This window comes from Henriciella sp. AS95, from assembly GCF_038900055.1.
Lineage (GTDB): Bacteria > Pseudomonadota > Alphaproteobacteria > Caulobacterales > Hyphomonadaceae > Henriciella.
Map to the genome: position 1 here is coordinate 3,586,478 of NZ_JBBMQM010000001.1, position 22,251 is coordinate 3,608,728.

Annotated in this window: 26 protein-coding genes; 11 read left to right on the top strand and 15 right to left on the bottom strand. The window is 60.3% G+C overall.

All coding sequences use genetic code 11. From position 1 onward, the window contains the following. Window positions 1-62: 62 nt before the first annotated feature. Entirely contained in the window at window positions 63-782 is a 720-nt protein-coding gene (locus tag WNY37_RS17325; RefSeq protein ID WP_342974655.1) for a YafY family protein, read from the top strand. A gap of 52 nt (window positions 783-834) precedes the next feature. Continuing rightward, window positions 835-1,665, top strand: a complete 831-nt coding sequence (locus WNY37_RS17330; protein ID WP_342974656.1) for a hypothetical protein — start codon at window positions 835-837, stop codon at window positions 1,663-1,665. A gap of 21 nt (window positions 1,666-1,686) precedes the next feature. Here the strand turns inward: WNY37_RS17330 and WNY37_RS17335 are convergent, their stop codons facing one another. The 3 genes from WNY37_RS17335 to WNY37_RS17345 are packed head-to-tail and all read right to left on the bottom strand — an operon-like array spanning window position 1,687 to window position 5,079. Then, window positions 1,687-2,904 (bottom strand): TIGR03862 family flavoprotein, encoded by a 1,218-nt coding sequence (locus WNY37_RS17335; RefSeq protein ID WP_342974657.1) that lies wholly within the window; start codon window positions 2,902-2,904, stop codon window positions 1,687-1,689. Further along, window positions 2,894-3,646 (bottom strand): TrmH family RNA methyltransferase, encoded by a 753-nt coding sequence (locus WNY37_RS17340; protein ID WP_342974658.1) that lies wholly within the window; start codon window positions 3,644-3,646, stop codon window positions 2,894-2,896. Before WNY37_RS17340 ends, WNY37_RS17335 begins: the two co-directional genes overlap by 11 nt. Then, a complete protein-coding gene (locus tag WNY37_RS17345; RefSeq protein WP_342974659.1) occupies window positions 3,643-5,079 on the bottom strand; it encodes a hypothetical protein in 1,437 nt (478 codons plus the stop codon). Before WNY37_RS17345 ends, WNY37_RS17340 begins: the two co-directional genes overlap by 4 nt. A 109-nt stretch (window positions 5,080-5,188) precedes the next feature. Between WNY37_RS17345 and WNY37_RS17350 the strand changes: the two genes are divergently transcribed. The 4 genes from WNY37_RS17350 (at window position 5,189) to WNY37_RS17365 (ending at window position 7,794) form a co-directional block, all read left to right on the top strand. Next, window positions 5,189-6,403: an NADP-dependent isocitrate dehydrogenase gene (locus WNY37_RS17350; protein WP_342974660.1), complete on the top strand. Its 1,215-nt coding sequence runs from the start codon at window positions 5,189-5,191 to the stop codon at window positions 6,401-6,403. 121 nt (window positions 6,404-6,524) lie between these two features. Beyond that, window positions 6,525-6,953 carry a hypothetical protein gene (locus WNY37_RS17355; protein WP_342974661.1) on the top strand — a complete coding sequence of 143 codons (429 nt, stop codon included), beginning with the start codon at window positions 6,525-6,527 and terminating at the stop codon, window positions 6,951-6,953. Then, window positions 6,950-7,372, top strand: a complete 423-nt coding sequence (locus WNY37_RS17360; RefSeq protein WP_342974662.1) for a hypothetical protein — start codon at window positions 6,950-6,952, stop codon at window positions 7,370-7,372. Before WNY37_RS17355 ends, WNY37_RS17360 begins: the two co-directional genes overlap by 4 nt. Then, complete coding sequence (locus WNY37_RS17365) at window positions 7,369-7,794, top strand: hypothetical protein (protein ID WP_342974663.1); 426 nt, start codon at window positions 7,369-7,371, stop codon at window positions 7,792-7,794. The genes WNY37_RS17360 and WNY37_RS17365 overlap by 4 nt, the downstream gene beginning before the upstream one ends. A gap of 25 nt (window positions 7,795-7,819) precedes the next feature. Here the strand turns inward: WNY37_RS17365 and rimO are convergent, their stop codons facing one another. The 3 genes from rimO to WNY37_RS17380 all read right to left on the bottom strand — a co-directional run bounded on the left by rimO (window position 7,820) and on the right by WNY37_RS17380 (window position 11,530). Continuing rightward, window positions 7,820-9,175 carry a 30S ribosomal protein S12 methylthiotransferase RimO gene (rimO, locus tag WNY37_RS17370; RefSeq protein WP_342974664.1) on the bottom strand — a complete coding sequence of 452 codons (1,356 nt, stop codon included), beginning with the start codon at window positions 9,173-9,175 and terminating at the stop codon, window positions 7,820-7,822. A gap of 84 nt (window positions 9,176-9,259) precedes the next feature. Further along, entirely contained in the window at window positions 9,260-10,561 is a 1,302-nt protein-coding gene (locus tag WNY37_RS17375; protein ID WP_342974665.1) for an APC family permease, read from the bottom strand. Between the two features lie 84 nt (window positions 10,562-10,645). Further along, complete coding sequence (locus WNY37_RS17380) at window positions 10,646-11,530, bottom strand: hypothetical protein (protein WP_342974666.1); 885 nt, start codon at window positions 11,528-11,530, stop codon at window positions 10,646-10,648. Window positions 11,531-11,702: 172 nt separating this feature from the next. Between WNY37_RS17380 and WNY37_RS17385 the strand changes: the two genes are divergently transcribed. Then, window positions 11,703-12,791, top strand: a complete 1,089-nt coding sequence (locus WNY37_RS17385; protein ID WP_342974667.1) for a hypothetical protein — start codon at window positions 11,703-11,705, stop codon at window positions 12,789-12,791. Window positions 12,792-12,824: 33 nt separating this feature from the next. On the opposite strand, the gene WNY37_RS17390 is transcribed toward WNY37_RS17385, so the two are convergent. From WNY37_RS17390 to WNY37_RS17400, 3 genes are all read right to left on the bottom strand, one after another. Further along, window positions 12,825-13,433, bottom strand: a complete 609-nt coding sequence (locus tag WNY37_RS17390; protein WP_342974668.1) for an SRPBCC domain-containing protein — start codon at window positions 13,431-13,433, stop codon at window positions 12,825-12,827. Window positions 13,434-13,553: 120 nt separating this feature from the next. After that, window positions 13,554-13,889 carry a Grx4 family monothiol glutaredoxin gene (gene grxD, locus WNY37_RS17395; protein ID WP_342974669.1) on the bottom strand — a complete coding sequence of 112 codons (336 nt, stop codon included), beginning with the start codon at window positions 13,887-13,889 and terminating at the stop codon, window positions 13,554-13,556. Between the two features lie 200 nt (window positions 13,890-14,089). After that, entirely contained in the window at window positions 14,090-14,419 is a 330-nt protein-coding gene (locus WNY37_RS17400) for a DUF1476 domain-containing protein (protein WP_342974670.1), read from the bottom strand. Window positions 14,420-14,657: 238 nt separating this feature from the next. Here WNY37_RS17400 and purC point away from each other — a divergent pair, with 238 nt between their 5' ends. Together purC and purS are read left to right on the top strand one after the other, a co-directional pair. Further along, a complete protein-coding gene (purC, locus tag WNY37_RS17405; protein ID WP_342974671.1) occupies window positions 14,658-15,428 on the top strand; it encodes a phosphoribosylaminoimidazolesuccinocarboxamide synthase in 771 nt (256 codons plus the stop codon). A 68-nt stretch (window positions 15,429-15,496) separates the two neighbouring features. Further along, window positions 15,497-15,739, top strand: a complete 243-nt coding sequence (purS, locus tag WNY37_RS17410; protein ID WP_342974672.1) for a phosphoribosylformylglycinamidine synthase subunit PurS — start codon at window positions 15,497-15,499, stop codon at window positions 15,737-15,739. Here the strand turns inward: purS and WNY37_RS17415 are convergent. Further along, on the bottom strand, window positions 15,705-16,235 hold the full coding sequence (locus tag WNY37_RS17415) for a hypothetical protein (RefSeq protein ID WP_342974673.1): 531 nt from the start codon (window positions 16,233-16,235) through the stop codon (window positions 15,705-15,707). The two genes, purS and WNY37_RS17415, sit on opposite strands and share 35 nt — an antisense overlap. Window positions 16,236-16,525: 290 nt before the next feature. Between WNY37_RS17415 and WNY37_RS17420 the strand changes: the two genes are divergently transcribed. Continuing rightward, window positions 16,526-16,939 carry a hypothetical protein gene (locus WNY37_RS17420; RefSeq protein ID WP_342974674.1) on the top strand — a complete coding sequence of 138 codons (414 nt, stop codon included), beginning with the start codon at window positions 16,526-16,528 and terminating at the stop codon, window positions 16,937-16,939. Between the two features lie 59 nt (window positions 16,940-16,998). Here the strand turns inward: WNY37_RS17420 and WNY37_RS17425 are convergent, their stop codons facing one another. Then, entirely contained in the window at window positions 16,999-17,388 is a 390-nt protein-coding gene (locus tag WNY37_RS17425) for a hypothetical protein (RefSeq protein WP_342974675.1), read from the bottom strand. Window positions 17,389-17,500: 112 nt separating this feature from the next. Between WNY37_RS17425 and WNY37_RS17430 the strand changes: the two genes are divergently transcribed. Next, window positions 17,501-18,190 (top strand): DUF2807 domain-containing protein, encoded by a 690-nt coding sequence (locus WNY37_RS17430; RefSeq protein WP_342974676.1) that lies wholly within the window; start codon window positions 17,501-17,503, stop codon window positions 18,188-18,190. A 137-nt stretch (window positions 18,191-18,327) separates the two neighbouring features. Here the strand turns inward: WNY37_RS17430 and WNY37_RS17435 are convergent, their stop codons facing one another. The 4 genes from WNY37_RS17435 to WNY37_RS17450 all read right to left on the bottom strand — a co-directional run bounded on the left by WNY37_RS17435 (window position 18,328) and on the right by WNY37_RS17450 (window position 22,208). Beyond that, window positions 18,328-19,155, bottom strand: a complete 828-nt coding sequence (locus WNY37_RS17435) for a PPK2 family polyphosphate kinase (protein WP_342974677.1) — start codon at window positions 19,153-19,155, stop codon at window positions 18,328-18,330. 91 nt (window positions 19,156-19,246) lie between these two features. Then, window positions 19,247-19,864, bottom strand: coding sequence for a 30S ribosomal protein S4 (rpsD, locus tag WNY37_RS17440; RefSeq protein ID WP_342974678.1), 618 nt, complete (start codon window positions 19,862-19,864; stop codon window positions 19,247-19,249). A 119-nt stretch (window positions 19,865-19,983) separates the two neighbouring features. After that, a complete protein-coding gene (locus WNY37_RS17445; RefSeq protein WP_342974679.1) occupies window positions 19,984-21,261 on the bottom strand; it encodes a DEAD/DEAH box helicase in 1,278 nt (425 codons plus the stop codon). Between the two features lie 260 nt (window positions 21,262-21,521). Further along, window positions 21,522-22,208 (bottom strand): DUF2270 domain-containing protein, encoded by a 687-nt coding sequence (locus WNY37_RS17450; RefSeq protein ID WP_342974680.1) that lies wholly within the window; start codon window positions 22,206-22,208, stop codon window positions 21,522-21,524. Window positions 22,209-22,251: the final 43 nt, after the last annotated feature.

Consider the following 22,251-nt stretch of genomic DNA (forward strand, 5'->3'; position numbering starts at 1 on the left):
GTTGATATCTGGCCCCTGCTGACAGCATTATGTCAGCAGCGTGTCAGGAGGCCGAAAACAGAATGAGACGGACAGAACGGCTGTTCCAGATCATCCAGGTGCTGCGCCGGGCAAGACGGCCTGTGACCGGCCAGCACCTTGCCGAAGAGCTGGAGGTCTCGCTGCGCACGCTTTACCGCGACATGGCCGAGCTGATCGCGCAGCGCGTGCCGATCCGGGGTGAGGCCGGAACCGGCTATGTGCTCGATAGCGGTTATGATTTGCCGCCGCTGATGCTGACGGCGGATGAGCTGGAAGCGGCTGTGCTTGGCGCGAAATGGGTCGCGGCACGCGGGGATGATGCCCTGGCGCGCGGGGCTGAGGATCTGATCGCGAAGCTGTCCAGCGTGGTGCCGGCAGAGCTTGAGCCGGTGATCGTGGATGCGGGCGTCTACCCGGTGACGCGGTTCGATAACCGGGTGAAGGACAGTTTCGATGTGTCTCTCGCCAGGTCCGCGATCCGGCATCAGCAAAAGCTCCATATCGAGTACACGGACGAGTATGGCAGCGTCTCATCGCGGACGATATGGCCGTTCCTGATCGCTTATTGGGAGGATGTGCGGATGGTCTGCGCCTGGTGTGAGCTGCGCGATGACTTCCGGCATTTCCGGACAGACCGGGTGATCTCCGCAGACTTGCTGGAGGAGCGCTTCAGGGAGCGGATCGCCGTGCTCCGCGCACAATGGAACGCCCAGCGCGAGGCCGAGCGCGAGCGATGCACCGAAGCGGATCGCAGCGCCTGACCGGATTGCCAAAGAAACAGTTCTGTGCAGGCATAGCCAAGGGGGACTGACCATGCTGCTGCGACGGCTTTCGAAGAATGTGAAGGACCAGAACTGGTTCGCTGTTGTGCTCGACTTTCTGATCGTTGTGGCCGGTATCCTGATCGCCTTCCAGATCACCAGCTGGAATGAGCAACGCCAGGCGAGAGCCGAGCTTGCAGAGGCGGAAGCAGCGATCCGGTCCGATCTTCTTCTCAACTATGTCTGGGCGAAGGAACGCATCTCGCTGAGGGATTGCCGCGTGCAAGGTCTCGGCGAGCTTTCCGAGCGCCTGCTTGAGCCAGGTGAAACCTGGACAGGCATGCCGCTTGAGCAGGATGAGCAAGGAAAAGCCCGCGCCATCGAGCAGGTGTTGCGGTCGCCTAACAGGCCGTGGACAGACCGTGTCTGGAAGGCTGAACTGGCTCGTGGCGTCCTCAACGGCATGGACCCGATCCGGCGTTCAGACCTCGATTTCGTGTTCAAACAGGCTGGCGACATCTTCGAACACCAGACAAAGATCACAGACTTGCAATCGCGCCTGAAAATCCTCTCTAAATCAGTAGAACTGCCGCAGTCAGACCGGCTGAGATATCTGGATATTGTCTCAGAGCTGGATGAGCACGGCTTCTGGACTGAGCTCAAGGCCAGCCAGCTCTGCGCCATGATTGAACTTCAAGAGCTGGACTTTGATGAGGAGGAGCTCGCCCTCTTGCGAGAACGCGCCGGGGCCGTTCTCGATTACGAGCTTCGCCGCTCCCAATATGGCGACTGCGTGAAGCCGGTGACGATTACAAATCTCGAAACAGGTGGCGCGTCATCCAGCGGCGGCGGCGTCACGTGCGATATATCTGGGTATAATTGACCGCTCGCTGCGCGGGAAAGCTTAGTCGGTCTGCGCCAGCCATCCCAAAACGCCAGCCGCCGCCGCGCGGCCGGTCGCCATGCAGGCGGTGATCAGATAGCCGCCGGTGGGCGCGTCCCACGCGATCATCTCGCCTGCGCAGAAATGGCCGGGCCTGTCTTTCAGCATGAAATGTGCGTCCAGCGCCTCCCATGCGACGCCGCCTGCTGTGGAGATGGCTTCGTCCAGCGGCGCTGTGCCGGTTAGCGTCAGTGGCAAGGCCTTGATGGCGTTTGCTGCTTTCGCCGGATCATTGAGCGCCGCCCGGTCTGCGCACTCATATAAAAGAGCGGCCTTTGCGCCGGTTAGCTTCAAGGCCTTGCGGAGCCGATTTGAGAGCGACTGCTTTGCTGGCGCTGCAGCGAGGCGCGCGGCGATCTCAGGCGTCTCCAGATCGGGCAGCAGGTCGAGCCAGAGCGTTGCAGAGCCCTTGGTTTCGACCTCACCCCGCAAGGGCGCAGAGAGCGTGTAGACGCCGCCGCTTTCCACGCCGCGCGCCGTGACGGTGAGCTCTTCGCGGGTTTCCATCCCGCCTACAGAGAGGCGCACACCCTTGATGGCGGCGCCCGCGAATTGCTCGCGCATCTTGTCCGACCAGTCGGTGGTGAAACCGCAATTGGATGGGCGGAACGGCGCGAGCGGGATGCCCGCTGTCTCGAAAAGTGCCGTCCATGCGCCATCTGAGCCGAGCCTGCGCCAGCTGCCGCCGCCGAGGGCGAAGACGGTCGCGGCGGGCCGGGCTACAACCTGCCCGCCCGGCGCAGCGAAGACCAGGGCGCCATCGGCGTTCCAGCCGGTCCAGCGATGCTTCAGGTGCAGGCGGGCACCCCGGCGCTCCAGGCGGCGTAGCCAGGCCCGCAGCAGGGGCGAGGCTTTCATCGTTTCAGGAAAGATGCGCCCTGTCGGGCCGGTATGCGCCGGCATGTCGAGGCCCTCCATCCAGCTGACGATGTCTTCTGGCCCGAACGCAGCGAGGCCGTCCCGCAGCCGGTCATCAAGGGCGGGAAACTGTGCGAGAAGGTCGGCCAACGAGCCGGTGTGGGAAATGTTGAGCCCGCTTTTCCCTGCCATGAGAAACTTCCGCCCGGCGCTCGGCATGGCCTCGAAAATATCGACGCCGAGACCTGCTTCTGAGAGGGTTTCAGCCGCCATCAGCGCCGCCGGTCCGGCACCGATCACGGCTATCCGTTCAGTCGTCACGGACGATCCGGGCCTTGCCGCGGCCGAGGGCGAGGGCTTTGACGGCGCCCCTAAAAGTGCGCACTTCCTGCATGGTCCATTGGCCGCGAATGAAGGCGTTGCGGAGGTTTCGCGTCATCAGCGGCGTCTTGTCTGGCGGATGGAAATAGCCGGCGCGCTCCAGCTCATATTCGAAGTGTTCGAACATGCCGATCAGGTCTTCGCGCGAGGCAGGGTCTCCGACGCCCGCATTTTTCCCCTCGAAGCGCCCTTCCCTGCCCTGCGCATCGCCCCAGGCGGCTGCGAAGACGATGACGGCCTGTGCGAGGTTCAGCGAGGCAAAGGCCGGGTTGACGGGATAGGTCATGATCGCGTCGCAGAGGGCGATATGGTCATTGGAGAGGCCCTGGGCTTCACTTCCGAAGAGGACGCCCTTGGCGGTGGTCTGGGCGCAAAGACTGTCGACCGCGCCGCCGGCATTGGTAACGGGCTTTTCCATCTCGCGCGGGCGGGCCGTCGCGGCAATGAGGAAGCCGAGATCGGCGACGGCGTCCTCCACACTGTCGAAGGCGGTGACCGTGACACCGGCCTCGAACGCGCCTGCGGCGAGCGGCTCAGCCGCCGGGTTCGGCCAACCGTCGCGCGGGGCGGCGATGCGAAGCTCGGTCAGCCCGAAGTTCAGCATGGCCCGCGCGGTGGAGCCTATATTCTCACCAAGCTGTGGCTCTGCGAGGATGATGATGGGCTGATGTCTTGCGCTCATTCCGCCGCATAGACCGGCCAGTTCATTTTGACCAGATTGCCCTTGCCGTCGAACTCAGGCTCGAGGCCTGCGCTTTCCAGCAGATCGGTGAGCGCCGCGGCCGGGTCATCGAGTTCGTCCTCGACAATGGTGCGAATCTTGTCGCGCTGGGCGCGGGTCGACCCGAAGAGCTGCATCGTTGTGAAATAGAGGGTTTCATTGATCCTTGGCTGATCGAGCGAGACCGCATTCTGAATCAGGCGGTTCCAGAATTCGAAGAGGGTCTTGCGCTTCAGGAAGCCGTCCGTGGCCTGCGCAATAAGGTCTCCGCAGGCATAGTTTGCCGAGAAGAGGTCGCGCTCACTCACCGTGTTGAGCGGGCCGCCTTCGAGCGCGGCAACGCATTCATCGAAGCTGTTGGCGTAGACGGCTGAGAGGAATTTCTGGCGGTCTTCCTCGCCGAGCTGGGCGGCGATGATGGCATAGGCCATGGTGTTGGCCGCCCCTTCATGAATCCACGCATCGCTGTCACCGGCAAACTCGGCGCCCTCGGCTGTCTGGAACAGGTGCACAGCCTCATGCGCGAAGAACCATTGCAGGTATGACAGGGAGTTGAAGCTGGCCTCGGCAAAGGCGGAGCCGCCCACTTCCATCATCAGGAGCTGGTCAAGCGCGCCGCCCGAGGCCGAGAAGCCTTCGCCGCTTGTGCCCTTGAAGGCGAGCAGGACGGTGGCCTTGTCCTCAAGTTCGAAGCCCCATTGGGTTTCGAGCGCGCTGAATATCTTGCCAAGATCGCTGTCGAAGCGCGCCTGCAGCCAGTCCGGCAGCCCCTGATCGAGCACGACCGCAAAGCTGTCAAAGGTCTCAACCTCGCTATTGCCCATATAGATATAGGTGCCGCCGTTCTTTGCCCGGTGGGTGAGCGAGCCTTCATGCACGGCGCCATCGACAATGATCGGCTGATCGGATGCGACTTTGACATCCATGGAGAGCGGCCCGGCCTCAGTATTGGTGAGATCGCCCTCAAGGGCTTTGATCGCATCAAGGTCCTCAAAGGGGACGAGGCTGAACTGACCTTCAAAGATGGCAAGGCCGCCATCGGAGAAGGTAACGAAAGGCGTGTAATCGGCTTCCAGCGCGCTGGTCAGCGGAATGATCGAGAAGCTCACCTGCTTTGTTGGCTTGTCGAAAACGATGACATCGAAGTCAAAAGCGCGGCCGAACTGGGCGTCGTCTGTTTCGAGTGTCCATGTGGCGCTGCGATAATCATTGCGCGAGCGGGCGAAGGCGAGCGCGGTCTGCGGTTCTGCAAACGAATAGGAGACGTGCCAGTCGCCAGTGTCTGTCGGGCCAATCTCGACCGTGGCGTCAGCCGGGCTGTCCTCAGCCAGTGCCGACAGGGCGAAACAGGCGCTGAGCATGGCGATAATGAGCAAAATATGGTGTCTAGACATGTAACCTCACTGCTTTCCGGGCCCCCGTGCCCGAAAGTCGCTTTTGACCATTCTAACCCTTCTGCTATAGCCGCCCACAAACCAGTGCAACTGAAAGGACTTTCACACGATGGCAAAGATCAAGGTCGAAAATCCCGTCGTCGAGCTCGATGGCGACGAGATGACCCGCATCATCTGGCAGATGATCAAGGACCGTCTTATTCACCCATACCTCGATATCGATCTCAAATATTACGATCTCGGCATCGAGAGCCGCGATGCAACGGACGACCAGATTACCATCGACTCGGCAAACGCGATCAAGGAATACGGCGTCGGCGTCAAATGTGCCACCATCACGCCGGACGAAGCGCGCGTTGAAGAGTTCGGCCTGAAGAAGATGTGGCGCTCGCCCAACGGCACGATCCGCAACATCCTTGGCGGCGTTGTCTTCCGTGAGCCGATCGTGATCTCGAACGTGCCGCGTCTGGTACCCGGCTGGACCCAGCCGATCGTCATCGGCCGTCACGCCTATGGTGACCAGTATCGCGCCACTGACTTCCTCGTCCCCGGCAAGGGCAAGCTGACCATGAAGTGGGAAGCGTCCGACGGTTCCGACTCCAAGGAATACGAAGTCTTCGACTTCCCGGATGCCGGCATCGCGATGGGCATGTACAACCTGGACGAGTCGATCCGGGATTTTGCCCGCGCCTCGTTCAACTTTGGCCTGACCCGCAAATGGCCGGTCTACCTCTCGACCAAGAACACGATCCTGAAAGCCTATGATGGCCGCTTCAAGGATTTGTTCCAGGAAGTGTTCGACAATGAATTCGCCGACGCCTTCAAGGAATTCGGTGGCACCTATGAGCACCGCCTGATCGACGACATGGTCGCAGCGGCCATGAAATGGTCCGGCGGCTATGTCTGGGCCTGTAAGAACTATGATGGTGACGTGCAGTCCGACACGGTCGCTCAGGGCTTCGGCTCGCTCGGCCTGATGACCTCGGTCCTGATGTCGCCGGACGGCAAGACGGTGGAAGCCGAGGCTGCACACGGCACGGTGACCCGTCACTACCGCAACCACCAGAAGGGCGAAGCGACCTCGACCAACTCGATCGCATCGATCTACGCTTGGACCCGCGGCCTCGCGCATCGTGGCCGCCTCGACAACACGCCTGAAGTCACCAAGTTCGCTGAAGACCTCGAACAGGTCGTCATCCAGACCGTTGAAAGCGGCCAGATGACGAAAGACCTCGCGCTGCTCATCGGCCCTCAACAGGACTGGCTGACGACGGAAGGCTTCCTGGAAGCCGTCGCCACCAATCTTGAGAAGAAGATGGCCTAGGGCTCATCTGCCTTCTAAATATTGCGAAGCCCCGGCCAGATTGGTCGGGGCTTTTCTTTTGGCCCTTTCTGCTGTGCTTTCTGCAGAACGCTGCTAATGATGTCAGCGGGGAGGCGGCGGCATGACGACTGTCGAGGCGAAGAGAAATGGGCAGGGTTGCCTCTGGGCGGTGGGCACGTTTTTCGGATTTCTGGTGTTTGGCTGGGTGACGATGATGTGGTTGCAGCCCGAACGCCTCGCCAATGTGAATCACTGCCTCGGCCCGGTCATGGACGTTGAACCGCCGCTTCAGAATACGTGCGATTTTGCGATCAATGGCGAGCTGTGCCTCTATTCGAAAACGTCTGATGATATCTGCAAGACAAAGCGGCTTGAGCCCGGCGAAGGGTTTGACCGGGCCGAGATTGACGCCGATCTTGCGCGGCTTGGCGGGCTGCTGCGGGCCGAGACCTATGCCTGCAAACTGCCCTTCATGCCGGGCATGGTTGAGGACATGAATACAAAGCGGATGAAACAGGGCTGCCTGCCTGAGGGGGAAACACGAAAATGAAGACCATACTGGCTAAAATTCCGAACTGGCTGCGCATCCTGTTGATTGTTGTGCTGCTCACGATAGGCGCCAATGTCCTGTCGCGCTTTACCAATCCGACGGCCCATGCCGGTGCCAATGAATGCCTCGTGCGCGAGAACGATACCGGGCCGTACAGCAATGGCTGCGACGAGCCGATCAATGCGCGCTACTGCTTCCGCTCGACGGGGCTGGAGAAGACATGCGGCGTGGTCGAGCTGGCGCCCGGCGAGAAGATGAGCGAGCTGCGCGACGAATTTGACGCGGCAAAAGACAATCATCCTGTCGTGCGAACCACCGTCCATGCCTGCAAGTTGCCCTATGTGCCGGGCGACAAGAAAAGCGTGCAGAACTCGGCACGGATCGTAGATGGCTGCAGGAGGCCGGAGAAGGCCTCATGAAGGTGAACTTTCGAACGCTCGCCCTTGTGCTGCTCGTCGTGGTGGGGCTGCCGGTTGCGGGGTATTTTCTGTCCAAGCAGACCCAGCCGTACAAACATGCTGCGCGGTTTGACTGTCTCGACTTTGATGCCGATGACGTCACCATTTCGAACACATGTGACGAAACACTGCTCGCGCGCCTGTGTACCGCGCCGACCGACGAGGCGGATTTGTCATGCGATTACTTCACGCTTGCCCCGGGTGAGACATCGCCTGCCCCTGGCGGGCCGACACCGCGCAGCGTTGATTATCAGGCCTGCAAAGCGCCCTATGTCCCGGCCAAGGTCAGTCAGCAGGACAAGCCCAATATCTATGAGCGCGGCTGCCTGCCCGAAGACGGCGAGAGGGCGCCAGTGATCGACCGAGCCTGGATGAAGCACTGAAGGGCCGCGTAAAGGCCTCGCCTGCCTAGGCTGGCTCTGCGTACAGATCGTACTCGTCGGCATCCGAGATGCGGGCGCTGACAATGTCGCCTGCGCTGAGGTGGCTGGCATTGGCAAGGTAAACGACGCCGTCAATCTCCGGCGCGTCGGCCTTTGAGCGGGCCAGCATCTCGCCCGGTTCTTCGCCCGGCCCGTCGATGATGACGTCCTGTGTGGTGCCGATCTGTGCGGCGGCGCGCTCTGAGGAGATTTCAGCCTGCAGCGCCATGAAGCGGTGCCAGCGTTCTTCCTTCACCTCTTCGGGCAGATGGCCCTCGAGCAGCCGGCTCTCGGCATGTTCGACATTCTCATATTTGAAACAGCCGGCGCGGTCGATCTTCGCTTCGCGGATAAAGTCGAGCAGGATCTCGAAATCCTCTTCGGTCTCACCCGGAAAGCCGACAATGAAGGTCGAGCGGATGGTCATGCCCGGCACGTCACGGCGCCATTGCTGGATGCGTTCGAGCACGCGGTCCTGCTTGGCGGGGCGCTTCATCTGTTTCAGCACATTGGCCGAGGCATGCTGGAACGGGATGTCGAGATAGGGAAGGATCGCGCCCTCAGCCATGAGCGGGATGACCTTGTCGACATGCGGGTATGGGTAGACGTAATGCATGCGCACCCAGGCGCCGAGCGTGCCGAGCCCGCGCGCCAGATCGAGAAAGCGGGTTTCGTATTCCTCGCCCTTCCAGGTCTGCGGCGCATACTTCACATCAAGCCCGTATGCCGAGGTGTCCTGGCTGATCACGAGCAGCTCATTCACGCCGGCTTTGACGAGGCGTTCGGCTTCTGTGAGGACGTGGTGGATCGGGCGGGAGACGAGGTCGCCGCGCAGCTTCGGAATGATGCAGAAGCTGCAGCGATTATTACAGCCCTCTGAGATCTTCAGATACGAATAGTGGCGCGGCGTGAGCTTCAGGCCGGTTTCGGGCACGAGGTCTGTGAAGGCGTCCGGCGGCGGCGTCAGATGCGTATGCACCGCGTCCATCACCTGCTCGTACTGGTGCGGTCCGGTCACGGCGAGCACCTTTGGATGCGCCTTCTGGATCACCTCGGGTTCCGCGCCGAGGCATCCGGTCACGATCACCTTGCCATTCGCCTCGATCGCCTCGCCGATGGCCTCAAGGCTCTCATCGCGGGCACTGTCGAGGAAGCCGCACGTATTCACCAACACCAGGTCTGCGCCCTCATAGTCGGGCGCTATGGCATAGCCCTCGGCGCGCAGGCGGGTGATGATCCGCTCGGAATCCACCAGCGCCTTGGGGCAGCCAAGCGAGACAATGCCGACTTTCGGCTGGGTTTTTGCGGACGCTTTCGGCGGGGTCTGAATGAGTGTGCTCATGGGCGCGCCTTTACCAGCGGCGGGGCGAGATGGGAAGAAGGCGAGGGCTGTTGGGGCGTAGCGCGGCAGACAGGCCCCGCCGCCTCAATCGACAATCGGGGCGGGTTTCTCGATCTCATTGCGTCGGGCGACGAATGAGAGAAGCGTGCCGATCACGATCAGCCCGGCGATCAGCCCGAAGGCTTCAAGCGGGGCCTGCGCGCTGGCATAGATCGAGAAGGCCACGCCGACGAACACGATCAGGACCCAGACGGGGGTCAAGCCGGTGTCATGGCCCTCGCGGCCGCGCACCTGGAAATACACGAAAGCGGCAAACATGCTGAGTATGGCGATCTGCGCGCCAAGCGATGTGACCTTCGCGAGGAAGGTAAAGTTGCCGCTGAGCGATACCATCGCGACAATAAGCGTGAACAGCAGGATGGCACGGTCCGGTGTCCGGAAATGGTCAGAGACGTGGGCCAGCGTCTTCGGGAGCAGGCCGCGGTCCGCCATTCCATAGATGATGCGCGGTCCCGACACGAAGAAGGTGAGAGCGTTTGTCGTGATCGAGAAAATCGCCGCAAGCGTCAGGATCACCACGCCGGTTTCGCCCATGACGGCGCCTGCAGCGGCTGCAAGCGGGGCGGCATTACCGGCGCTGCTGGGAGCGCCGGCGGCGATATAGGCCCACTGGACGGCCATGTAGAGGACGATGATTGCCGCCAGCGACAGGAGCATGGAGCGCGGTAGCGTCCGGCGCGGATTTTTGATCTCTCCGGCTGAATACGTCGAATTGATCGTTCCCGAAAAGGCGAAATAGACCAGCAGGGCGACCGATTCAAACGTTCCGAAACTCGGCAGCTCGAAGCTGACCGACAGGCCGCCAACGGCGAACGCGACCACGCAAAGCAGAAGGATGGGCGTCACCTTCAGGACGGTTCCCACCATGATTCCAGCGACCGCGTTGCGCATGCCGGAAGTGGTCAGGGCGCTCAATGCGATCAGGAGGGCCAGGACCGCGAAGATCCGGGCCGGTCCATCCTGGAGAAACGGGAAGAAGACCGAAAGATAGGAGACGAGCACATGCAATGTGGCGGCCCGTCCGGCTGAAATGGCGATCACCAGCAGCCAGCCGACCTGAAAGCCGACAATGGGTCCGAACGCCGCCTGCGCATAAAGCTGCACCCCGCCTGAGGAGCGGAACATCGCGGCCATGCGCGAGGCGACCAGGATGTTGCAGGAGAAGAGCAGCCCGAAGATCAGGAACATCCAGGGCGCAAAGTTGCCTGTCTCGGCATAGAGGATGGCCGGAAGCGCGAAAATGCCCGCTCCGATCATGCCATTGACGCTCATCAAGGTTGCGCCAATCGTACCGACCACCCTTGGCGGCCTGATCTCTTCTGTCATGTTTTTCCCACCCGTTGGTGGAACGCTACATTAAACGGTGAGAACGGCAAACGTTTCTTGATATCAGTCCCGTTCGGGCGGGCCTCAGCGCTTCTTCAGCCGGTCGAGCAATGCGTCGGAGCGCGCCTGCATGTCCTTTCGCATGTCATCGATGGAGCTTCTTCCAGCGTCGAAGCTGGCAGGCAGGCTGGAGCCCTGATTGTGGCCCGCCTCTGCCGCCATCATGACAAACTCCTCGCCCGTGAACGTGTCGTGCGGGACCATGTTTGGTGGCTTCAGCTCGCTCATCGGATCGATGGATAGCCCGGTCTCACCTTTGCCAAAGTCCATATCACCCGGTTGACCCTGCATCATCTGGTCGCCGGCCGGGGCCACATCGAACCCGTACGTCTGAACATCGACAACGCCCAGCTTGTTATTTCGCAGGCTGAGTTTCATCTTGACCGGGCCTGGCTTTTTCGGGCTGAGGCTCGTGATCATCTCGTTCCGGCCGCGGGGAAACAGCCGGAAAATCCCGCCATTGCTGCCATAAAACTCAACCACCAGGCTGTGATAGGGCGCAACATTGGCAAAGCGCAGGCGCCAGGGCTGGCCAACCCGCGGCTTGGCACAATACAGCGTTGCAGCCTGTTTGCCTTGTCCCCCATCCCCAAAGCCCTGTTCCGGATTGGCAAAGCCGCCAGGGGCGCCGGCATCGGCATTGTCGAAGGCCGGGTCCTTGATGGTGATCGAGGTCGACGCGCTGTCCAGCGTATCGCCGAACTTGTCGAGGGCGACGGCCGTCAAGGAAATCCGGCCTGCAAAACTGTGAGACAGCGTGACGGTTTTTCGCTGGCCGGACACCTCTCTTGCCTGGCCGAGCATCCCGTCCTTGTCGATACGGAGCTTTTCGGCATTGCCGGGGATGTTGCTGATCTGGACCGTGAAGGATGACCCTTTATTGGCGCTGTCTGGCGCGTCGATATACATGATGAAAGTCTCCACTACCTGATTTAAAAGGCGCAGAGATCGTGGAGTCCGGGTCAGATTTTGTGCCCGGCGAACGCAAAGCCCCGCCAGACTCCTCTCAAGCGAACGGCTTTGCGCCGGGATGAGACCGCGTCTAATGTCCCCTCAGGGACGAAACGGGGACGCAAGAGGCATGAGACCTTTCACAAAAATTCTGCTGGCTGGCCTGACCAGCCTTGCCTTACTGGCCGGGTGTACGAGCCATCGGGGCGCAACAACGATCAGCCCGTCGGGCTATGCCTATAATGAGGCGGTCGCGACGACGAAGAGCGAGCAGCTTCTGCTCAATTTGGTGCGCCTGAAATATCGCGACCCGATCGTCTTCATGGATGTCGACGGGATCACGACGCAGCATCAATATGTCTTCTCGCTGTCAGCCGAGAACCTCCTGCCCTTCCAGAACGCGTCCAATGGTTCATCGCTTGTCATTCCGGGCGCCAGCGTCAGCGAGACGCCGACCACCGTCTACAAGCCGCTCGACAGCAGCCAGTTTGCCCAGGACCTGCTCGCGCCGATCACGCCGGACACCATCGTGCTGCTGGCCAATTCCGGCTGGAGCGTGGAGCGGCTCATCTCGTGCTGCATTGAGCGGATCGGGCCGCTCTCCAATGCCGCCAGCGTGTCTGGCCCGACGCCAGCCGTCATTCCGGACAATCATGAGTTCCGGGAAATGGCGGGCCTGCTGCGCGGCCTGCAACAGCAGGAACGGGTCTGGATCGACCGGATGAAGGGCGATGAGGGCGTCGGCACCTATCTCGTCATCGATTCAGAGCGGGGCAATGCCTGCGCCCCGCTGCTTGAGCTCTTGAAAACGAGCGACTGCAAGATGGAGTTTCGTCTGGTTGCCAAGGATTCCGGGCGACAGGCTGACCCGCACTACGCCCAGACCCGCACCGTGCTCGGCGCGCTCTATGCGCTCTCGCACGCGGTGGACGTCCCTGAGACTCATCGCGCCGCCGGCCTTACCACGCAGAGCGCCATCACCTCGTCGCGGACCCCTGACTGGCCGACCTATCTTGGCGGCGTCTTCCAGGTCCGGTCCGGCACAAGCGAACCGGCTGGCGCGGCAGTGAAAATCTACTATCGCGACCACTGGTTCTGGATCGATGACCGCGATCTCGATTCCAAGACCACGTTCAACCTCGTCACCTTCCTACTCGCGCTGCAGTCCGCCGCCAGCGACGGGGTATCGCCACTGCTGACGATTAATGCGGGCGGGTGAGCAGGGGAGTCGCAGATAGGCTAAATCAGCTGGCTATTGTGCCTGCTGCCGCGCGGCAAACATCTCTTCCCAGTCTGTGGGGCCTGCCGTGAAGCTGTTGTGCAAGGCACGTAGGGAATAGGCATTTCCTTCGACGAAGAACTCCCGCAACCGCTTTGACTCCTCGTCATCGCCATAGCCGACGCCGCTAATCGTGACGAGGGTCCGGGTGTCTGAAACCGGGTCGAATTCGAACACCGAGACCAGCCGGTCGAGCGTTTCCTGCGAGGCAAACCCGGGCGGCGCCTGAACCGTCTTCAGGACGAGTAACTCTTGCGGGAGATAGGCGAGGATTTCGAGCTTGATATTGTCGCTCTCTCCGGCCTGAGCGTCGAGCTCGTAGCTGCTCTCTATCTGTCCGCCGATTTCAAGATCAATCACAGCAAACGGGGTCGCCCAGGCCATGTAGCCTTCTGATGTGGTGAACGCGTCCCAGACGTCAGAAACAGGCGCATCCACAATGATTGTCTGTTCCAGAATGTTTTCAGTCGTGACGGTTTCGACGACACCAGATGGCAGCGCTGTTTCCTCGACAGGTGTTTCGGAAGACACGCAGGCGGCAAGCGCAAGCAATAGTGACGCAATGCTTATAGCAGGTTTCATGAGCGCTCCTCCAAGACTGTACCCAGTTAGACTTGAAGGAAGGTGGCCGCGTCAACTGAAGTTAGGAAACAGGAGCTCTCTTGGGATTGCCCGAAATGCCGGCAAGAGCGCGCGGACGCGTCAGGCCGCTTCCATCTCGATGCCTTTTTCGGCCATGAAGGTCTTCAGCTCGCCGCTTTCGAACATCTCCTTGATGATGTCGCAGCCGCCGACGAACTCGCCTTTGACGTAGAGCTGGGGAATGGTCGGCCAGTCGGAATAGACCTTGATGCCTTCGCGGATCGCCTGGTCTTCCAGCACGTTGGTGGCGACATAATCGACGCCGAGATAGTCGAGCACCTGGACGACAACAGAGGAGAAACCGCATTGCGGGAAAGTCGGCGTGCCCTTCATGAAGAGCAGCACATCATTGCCTTTGACGGCCTGGTCGATGGCAGTTTGGGTGTCGTCGCTCATGTCGGTCTCCGGATGGTCGGTTTACTCGAAACTAGATGAGAAGCATGCGGCGCCGCTTCAAGCCCCTGAATGTGGCGCCTCCCCATGCTTCATCCATGGGGTCCATCTCCCGATTCGTCACCAAGGTCTGGTGGCCGAAGATGGGCACCACGGACAAGCCGTGGTGAAGCGCTCAGCTGGTCAGCGGCAAAGGCTGACGCCTAGTCCTTCTTTTCTTTCATGATCTGCTCACGGGCGACCGCGACCAGTTCTGCCATGTGCTCACGGATGCGGGCATCGGAGCGGTCAACGCCCTTGGCGTCGAAATCGGCGCGCACCTTGCGGAACACATCCTCGTCGCCCGGCTCTTCCAGGTCAGACATGACGACCTCTTTGGCATAGGCTTCGGCGTCGGCGCCGTGCAGGCCGAGAAGGTCAGCGGCCCAGACGCCGAGCAGCTTGTTGCGGCGGTTCATGACTTTGAAGTCGAGCGCCGAATCATGGGCGTATTTCGCTTCTTCGGCGCGTTCGCGATCGTCGAATGTGCTCATTGGCAAGCCTTCCTCGTGTTGCGGGCTTTTCATAATGGTCACGGGCATATAGAGCGGGCTGCATGCCGCGCGCAAGACCACTGCAGCGTTCCGCTCACAATACCACTGGCGAATCGTACTGAATCATCATTTGTTTCGCCCTCTCGATGAGAGTAACACTGCGATTTGATTGTGGAGGCTGAATGCGGAGCCGTAATGGGCGCTGCGACTTTCAGTTCCATCTCCAGGGGAGGCTGCGATGTCGCGCAGGCGGATGATTTACGAAGGCAAGGCCAAGATCCTTTACGAAGGACCGGAGCCGGGCACCCTGATCCAGTATTTCAAGGATGACGCCACGGCGTTCAATGCCGAGAAAAAAGCCGTGCTTGATGGCAAGGGCGTGCTGAACAATCGCATCAGCGAGTTCATCATGACGCGCCTCGGCGCGATGGGCATCCCCAACCATTTCATCAAACGGCTGAACATGCGCGAGCAGCTGATCAAGAAGGTGGAAATCATTCCGCTGGAAGTGATCGTGCGCAATGTCGCCGCCGGGACCATGTCGAAACGCCTCGGGATTACCGAAGGCGAGGCCCTGCCCCGCGCCATTGTCGAGTTCTGCTACAAGAAGGATGAGCTGGGCGATCCGCTTGTCTCCGAAGAGCATATCGCCGCCTTTGGCTGGGCGAGCCCGCAGGAGATGGACGAGATCATCGCCATGGCCCTGCGTATCAACGACATCCTGTGCGGGCTGTTCGCGGCTGTCGGGATCCGTCTTATCGATTTCAAGATCGAGTTCGGCCGTCTTTTCGAAGGCGAGATCGTGCGCACCATCCTGGCCGATGAGATCAGCCCGGATAGCTGCCGCCTCTGGGATTTCGAGACCAATGAGAAGCTCGACAAGGACCGGTTCCGCCGCGACCTTGGCGGGGTGACGGAAGCCTATGCCGAAGTCGCGCGCCGCCTCGGTATCATCAAGGAATCCGGTCAGGCGGCCGATATTCTGGACTTCAACAGTTCCGCGAAATAGGCGCGTTCCAATGGACGCGCGAATGGGTTAAACGGGGCGCGACTCGCACACAGCCGGAGAGATTCGCCATGAAAGCCATCGTCCATGTCGGCCTGAAACCAGGTGTTCTCGACCCGCAAGGCAAGGCCGTTGCCGATACGCTCGGCCGGATGGGCTATGACGAGGTGAAGGGCGCGCGCATCGGCAAGGTGATCGAGCTTGACCTCGACGGCGTCGAAGCCGGCACCGAAGAGGCCCGCGTCAAAGAGATGTGCGAAAAGCTGCTCGCTAACACCGTCATCGAATCCTATCGCTACGAACTGGTCGACTAGGGCGGTCTTCTACATAGGCTTTCAGGCCTGACAGGAAGTCAGCAGTCTCTTTCTGGAGCGCTGAAATCTGCACACCATCGCAACCGGCGAGCCAGAGTTTCTTCTGCAGGGCTGATGCGCGTTCAAAATCGTGAGAGCGCAAGTGCAGTTTTTGCGCTTCGCGAAGCAGTAGCAGGCATTCATGCGCGCGCAGCACGACCAGAAAAGCTCGCGACATCGGCTCGATCAGCGACGGATCAGCGCTCCAGCTCTGGCCCGGAAAATAGTGTTCGCTCACCCGCTGGCCCGCGCCCAGACAGTCAAACGTCACGCATCCACCAAAGCCAAGCGGCTCACGGTCTGAATGAATCCGGCAACCGGAGCAGCCGTCGAGATACGGGCAAGGTTCGCCAGATTTCTTGTCGATTGCAAACTGCTCGGAGCGGTCGAACGCCAGCGCAAGGCAGCACAGCGCAGCGCATCGCGCGCAGTCGGCGCGCAAGCTATTGGTTTCCATTGTGAATGTTTCCCGCGGCGCAAATCTCGTTCGCGCCGGTCACTGCGACCGGGCCTGTTGAGTTTGCGTCAGGGAAAATTTCTGGGCCGAGACCAAGCCCGGCGAAGTGATTTGCTAATAAGCGCCCGTCCGGATTTGTCCAGACCGTGCGTAAAAAAGAGCGCGCCCATTTCTGGAAATGCAGACGATGATGCGTCAGTGTCCGGTTAGAAAACGTGGGAGGACAAAATGATCAAACTGACATTTTGCCTGAAACGGCATCTGGCCCGAAACCTGCTAGTCTGTGGGCGATGATCAGACTGTTCCTCTCCGGCGCACTTTTCGCGTTAACCAGCCTTGCGGCCTCTGCCGCCGGGGATGAGATCTGCCGTTCCGTTTCGACGAGCTGGCAGACTGAAGCAGGCCAGTCGATGCAGACCCGCATATCGACGCAGGCCGTTGATGGCTGCAAGCGCATCTTCCACGTGGTCGACGGCGTCGAAACCGAGGGCCGGGACTGCAATTGCGACCTCGTTGCTGACGGGATGGAGGCGCGGTTTTCCTCGCCCCGCTCGCTCTATCAGGCACGGCGCCTGCTTCAGACGTGCCATGGGCCATCAACCAACCCGATTGCCGAGACGCCAGCCGTCGAGATTGTAACGTCTGCGCCGCGCCAGGCGACATCGAAAGCGCCGCAACAGCCTCGCATTATTTTTGCGGACTAGGCGCAAAAAAGCCCCGCCCGGCATGACTGCCGGGGCGAGGCCCTGATTTTTCTGCCAGTCTAGTTGCTGACTTCGTTGCGGACTCTCACTTCCGCGCCTTCTGGAATGCCGAGTTCGGCAAAGGTCCAGACAAGCTCGACGCCTTCAGGCAGGTAGGCGCGGCAATAATCTTCCTTCTCGCGGAAGAAGCCGATGGAGAACCGGTCTTCGCCGGTCTTGCGCACGTCGGCACCGATGAAATCCTTCGTGGTGCAGCCATTCGAGGAGACACGTGCCGTCACGGTGTCTGCCGCGACGTCTGCGCCTTTCAGGGTTCCATATGTGCGATCAAGATCCCAGTCGGCGCGAAAGGCATCGTCTTCATCGGAATCGATAATGACACAGCCGCCGAGCACCGCTAACGAGGCTACAGCTGTAACAAACATTGGGAGGATGGATTTTCTGGTCATTTTTTGTCAAACCCTTATTGACTTACGATAAGATGATGTATTGAATATCGATAAGGCCAAGTCAAGCCGAAAAATTCACGTTCAAGATCAAATGACTGCAAGGATTTTCCCCATGTCCAAACTTATCGCTCCCCTCGCCATCGTATCGGCTGTCGCGCTCGCAGCGCCAGCCTTTGCGGAAACCCAATCCTATGATGTTCGCAATTTCGACGGCATCGATGTGTCCGCCGGCATCGAGGTGATCTTCGAAACCGGTGTGTCGCGCTATGTCACGGTGGAAAACGACAAGGGCGACTTCAGCGACATTATCGTCGAAGTCGACGATGGCGACCTCATCCTGAAGCGCCCACGCAAGATGGGCTGGGGTAAAAAACGCACCCCATACACGGTTCGCGTCGGTGTTGAATCCCTGTCCGATATTGAAGCCTCCTCCGGATCCAGTGTTGAAGGCGGCGGCATGAGCGGCGACGTCGATATCGACGTGTCCTCCGGCGCGGACGTCATTGTTGCGGGCATCAGTGCCGGCGAAGTCGACCTGGAATCGTCCAGCGGATCGACTGTTGAGGTGGCTGGCAGCTGCACCACGGTCGAGGCCGAAGCGTCTTCCGGCGCCTCTATCGATGCGAGCAATCTGCAATGCACCGCTCTGGTCGCTGATGTGTCCAGCGGCGCCTCGATCCGCGCCTATGCAACCGACCGCGTCGATGCCGATGCCTCTTCCGGCGGCAGTGTCCGCGTTGGCGGCGGCGCCACAAATGTCACGATCGACAAGTCCAGCGGCGGCTCTGTTTCCGTCAGCTAAGACAGGGATTGATGCGTGGGTCCTTGACCCTGACCCAGTAATTCGACGCCCGAGCGCATCAATAGGCCCGCCCGGCTTCTGGTTGACCCAACATCAACCGGTCGCCTGGCGGGCCGCTTCTTTTTGGGGCTGGACGTTTAGCTGAAATCAAAATCTTCTAGCTTGTGGCCGGGATCGGGCCATTCCAGGCCCATCTCTTCCATGGTTCCTCGCACGATCCGCGCAATGGCGGCATTCCGGCGAGGGCGGCTGTCTGAGGGGATGACATACCACGGCGCCCATTCGGTAGAGCAGCGCTCGACCATGGTTTCATAGGCAGACATGAAGTCCGGCCAGAGCTTGCGATCTTCAAGGTCGCCCGGATTGAACTTCCAGCGCTTGTGCGGCTCGGTGATCCGCTCTTTCAGACGGATGCCCTGCTCTTCATGGCCGACATGCAGCATGAATTTCAGGATCTTGGTGCCGTTCTCGGTGAGGTGTTTTTCGAACTGGTTGATCTGGTCATAGCGCTGCTCGACCGCGTCGGCGGGGGCAAAGTTGCGGACTTTCACGACCAGCACGTCTTCATAATGTGAGCGGTCGAAAATGCCGACAAAGCCCTTGCGGGGCGTGGCTTGATGCACGCGCCAGAGATAGTCATGGCCGAGCTCGATCCGGGTCGGGGCCTTGAAGGCCTTCACCTTCATGCCGAGCGGGGAGGTGTCTGCGAAGACATTGCGGATCACGCCGCTCTTGCCGGAAGTGTCCATGCCCTGCAGCACGATGAGAAGGGCCTGCTCGCGCGTGGCGTACAGCAGGTCCTGCAGCTCGTCGATCGCACCGGCATCGGCCTTCAGGGACTTTTTCGCATGCTTCTTGTCGGGGAAAAGCTCACGGTCGCCTGAGTCGCGCGATGAGAGGTCGAACGTTTCGCCGGGCGGTGCGATGAAGCGCTCCCGCACCTCCTTGATGGATGGTTTGCTCATAGTTGCGCGCTCCTCATGCCCTTAAAACCAAAAGAAAAAGCCGCGCCCAATGGAGCGCGGCTTGAACTGGTTCGCAAGTGCTTGTCGCGGCTTACGAGGAATAGAATTCGACGACCTGGGCCGGTTCCATCTTGACGGCGTAAGGCACGTCATTGAGTTCCGGTACGCGAACGAAGGTCGCGGTCATCGCTTTTGGATCGACGTCGATATATTCCGGCACGTCGCGCTCTGGCGAGCCGAGGGCTTCCAGGACGAGCGCGAGGTTGCGGGACTTTTCGCGGATTTCGACAACGTCGCCAGCTTTCAGGCGGACAGAGCCGATATTGGTTTTCACGCCGTTCAGTTTCACGTGGCCGTGGTTCACGAACTGGCGGGCTGCGAAGATCGTCGGAACGAATTTCGAGCGGTAGACAAAAGCGTCGAGACGGCTTTCGAGCAGGCCGATCAGGTTCTCGGCGGTGTTGCCCTTCATCCGGTTGGCTTCATCGAACGTCTTGCGGAACTGCTTTTCCGTGATGTCGCCATAATGGAATTTGAGCTTCTGCTTGGCCATAAGCTGCATACCATAGTCAGAAACCTTCTGACGACGGCCCTGGCCGTGCTGGCCTGGCTTGGTTGGGCGCTTGTTGACCGGAGATTTGGGGCGACCCCAGATATTCTCACCGACACGACGGTCGATCTTGTACTTCGTCGAGTGACGACGTGACATAAGTGTCTTCCTTTTACGACGCGGGCCGGTGGAACGCCTTCATGGGTCCCACGATTTCAACGGCGGCTCCGCACCACCCGTCTTGAAGCGGCGCTTTAAATGCTAAAAGCGCCTGATGGTCAAGTGGCGTGACTGTGCTGGGCTGCCTTGCTCTGACCGCGATGGCCATTCGACCGGCGGTTGCGGTTGCCATTGCGTGGCTTGCGGCGGCGCTGACCGTCTTTTGACGGGTGGAAACCGCTGGCTTCACGCTCATTGACCGGTTCCTGATTGGCGCCGGCTTCATTGCCCGGCAGGCGGTTGCCGATCAGCTTCTCGATGTCACGCAGCAGCTTGCGTTCCTCGCTGTCACACAGCGTGATCGCGATGCCGCTTTCGCCAGCGCGGGCCGTGCGGCCGATACGGTGGACATAGGACTCCGGGACGTTGGGCAGCTCATAGTTCACGACATGGCTGACCTGGTCGATATCGATGCCGCGGGCGGCGATGTCTGTGGCAACCAGCACGGTGAGCTTCTTGGCCTTGAAGGCGTCGAGCGCCTTGGTGCGCTGGTTCTGGCTCTTGTTTCCGTGAATGGCGGCAGCGGCAAGGCCGGCCTGTTCCAAGTGGCGGCAGACGCGGTCTGCGCCGCGTTTGGTGCGGGTGAAGACGATGGCGCTATCGACGGTCGGGCCGCGCAGGATTTTCGTCAGCACATCGCGCTTTTGCGGGTGCTGCACGAACTGCACGGACTGGTCGATGCGATCAACAGGCTTTGCGACCTGAGCCACGGCGACACTGACCGGATCATCGAGGAACTGCTCGGCCAGCTTGCGGATATCTTTCGGCATCGTGGCGGAAAGGAGGGCCGTCTGGCGCTTTTTCGGAAGCTGCGTCAGCACTTTCCGGATCTGTGGCAGGAAGCCCATATCCATCATGTGATCGGCTTCATCGAGGACGACGGTGCGGATCTGGTCAAACCGGATGGCGTTCTGGGACTTCAGGTCGAGCAGACGGCCAGGCGTTGCGACGACAATATCGACGCCGCGCTCCATGGCGCGAACCTGCTTGCCGATCTTCAGACCGCCAACGATGACGGTGACGGAAAATTTGCTGCCCTTGCCATAGGCACGGACGCTATCGGCGATCTGGGCTGCCAGTTCGCGGGTCGGGGCCATGATCAGGGCCCGGCAGGATTTTGGCTGTGGCCGCTCATTGTCGAGAGACAGGGCATGCAGGACCGGCAGCACGAAGGCGGCGGTCTTGCCGGTACCCGTCTGGGCGGTGCCGAGAATGTCCTTTCCGGCAAGCATGGCGGGAATCACCTGCGCCTGGATCGGGGTTGGTTCGGTATATCCTTCGGCTTGAAGCGCACGAAGAATGGGCTCGGCGAGGCCGAGATCGGAAAACTGGGTCAAAATTATTCTTTCAGTATGCCTGATGTGCGGCAGTCTGGCCGGCACGAGGCGCCAAATATCAAGCGCGGCAGACCATTCTGCCGCGTGCTCATGTTTGCGCTGTTCAGGGCTTTTTCGAGAAGGCAACGATCGGAAAGGAAAGTCGCTCGACCCGGACAGTATGGCCGGATCACTTGATCGATGCCTGAGGCGTCTTGTCTGGTCAGATAAGGTGTTCGGCCTGAAACGCAATGGTTTTTTGCGTCAGCAAGGTATTTCGTTCAGTCGTCGACGTTTTCCAGATAGTCAGACATCTTCGTCTTGTCGCGCTTTTCGGCGCGCCAGGTCCACAGGGTCAGCGCGATGAACGACATGAGCAGCAACGTCCCAAGTGCAAGCGTCAGCTGGCCTGGCGCCGGACCGATATGGGCCCGCTGAAACATCTGGTCGACGCCAACGGCCTCAATCGGATGGATCCAGAGTTTGGCGATATAAGACGCGTACTGGATGATGAAGACCCAGAGATAGTTGCGCCTCAGCCGCTGGCCGAGCGCCCGCGGCAAGGAAATACGATGGCGCGGGCGGACATAATCGTCCGACAGGGCCGTGCCGCGATCCAACGGGATGTCAGCGCCCTTCCCTTGCAGGATGGGCACCATCACCGCCAGCTCCATCATGCGCGCGCGAAATTTCCAGACGGCGAAATAGCGATAGCGCCGCGCTTCGAGGAAAAGGAACATGATGGTCAGCATACCGACCAGCGGGATGGGAAGCGGAGACGCGGTCGCGCTGGAAAAGCTTACCGAGAGGGCAATGCCGGTCGATACCACAGCCCAGTTGGTCGTCATGTCGAGTCGCTGTCGCCAGATGGTCGAGCGATAGACTTCGGCGCGGTAGAGGTGCGCGAGCGCGCCGATCTCTTTCGAGCCTGCGATTGGCGGGGTGGTGTCTGAGACTGAATCGTCCATCGGTTTGCACTATACATGATTTGCGTGAGGGCGAAGATAAATT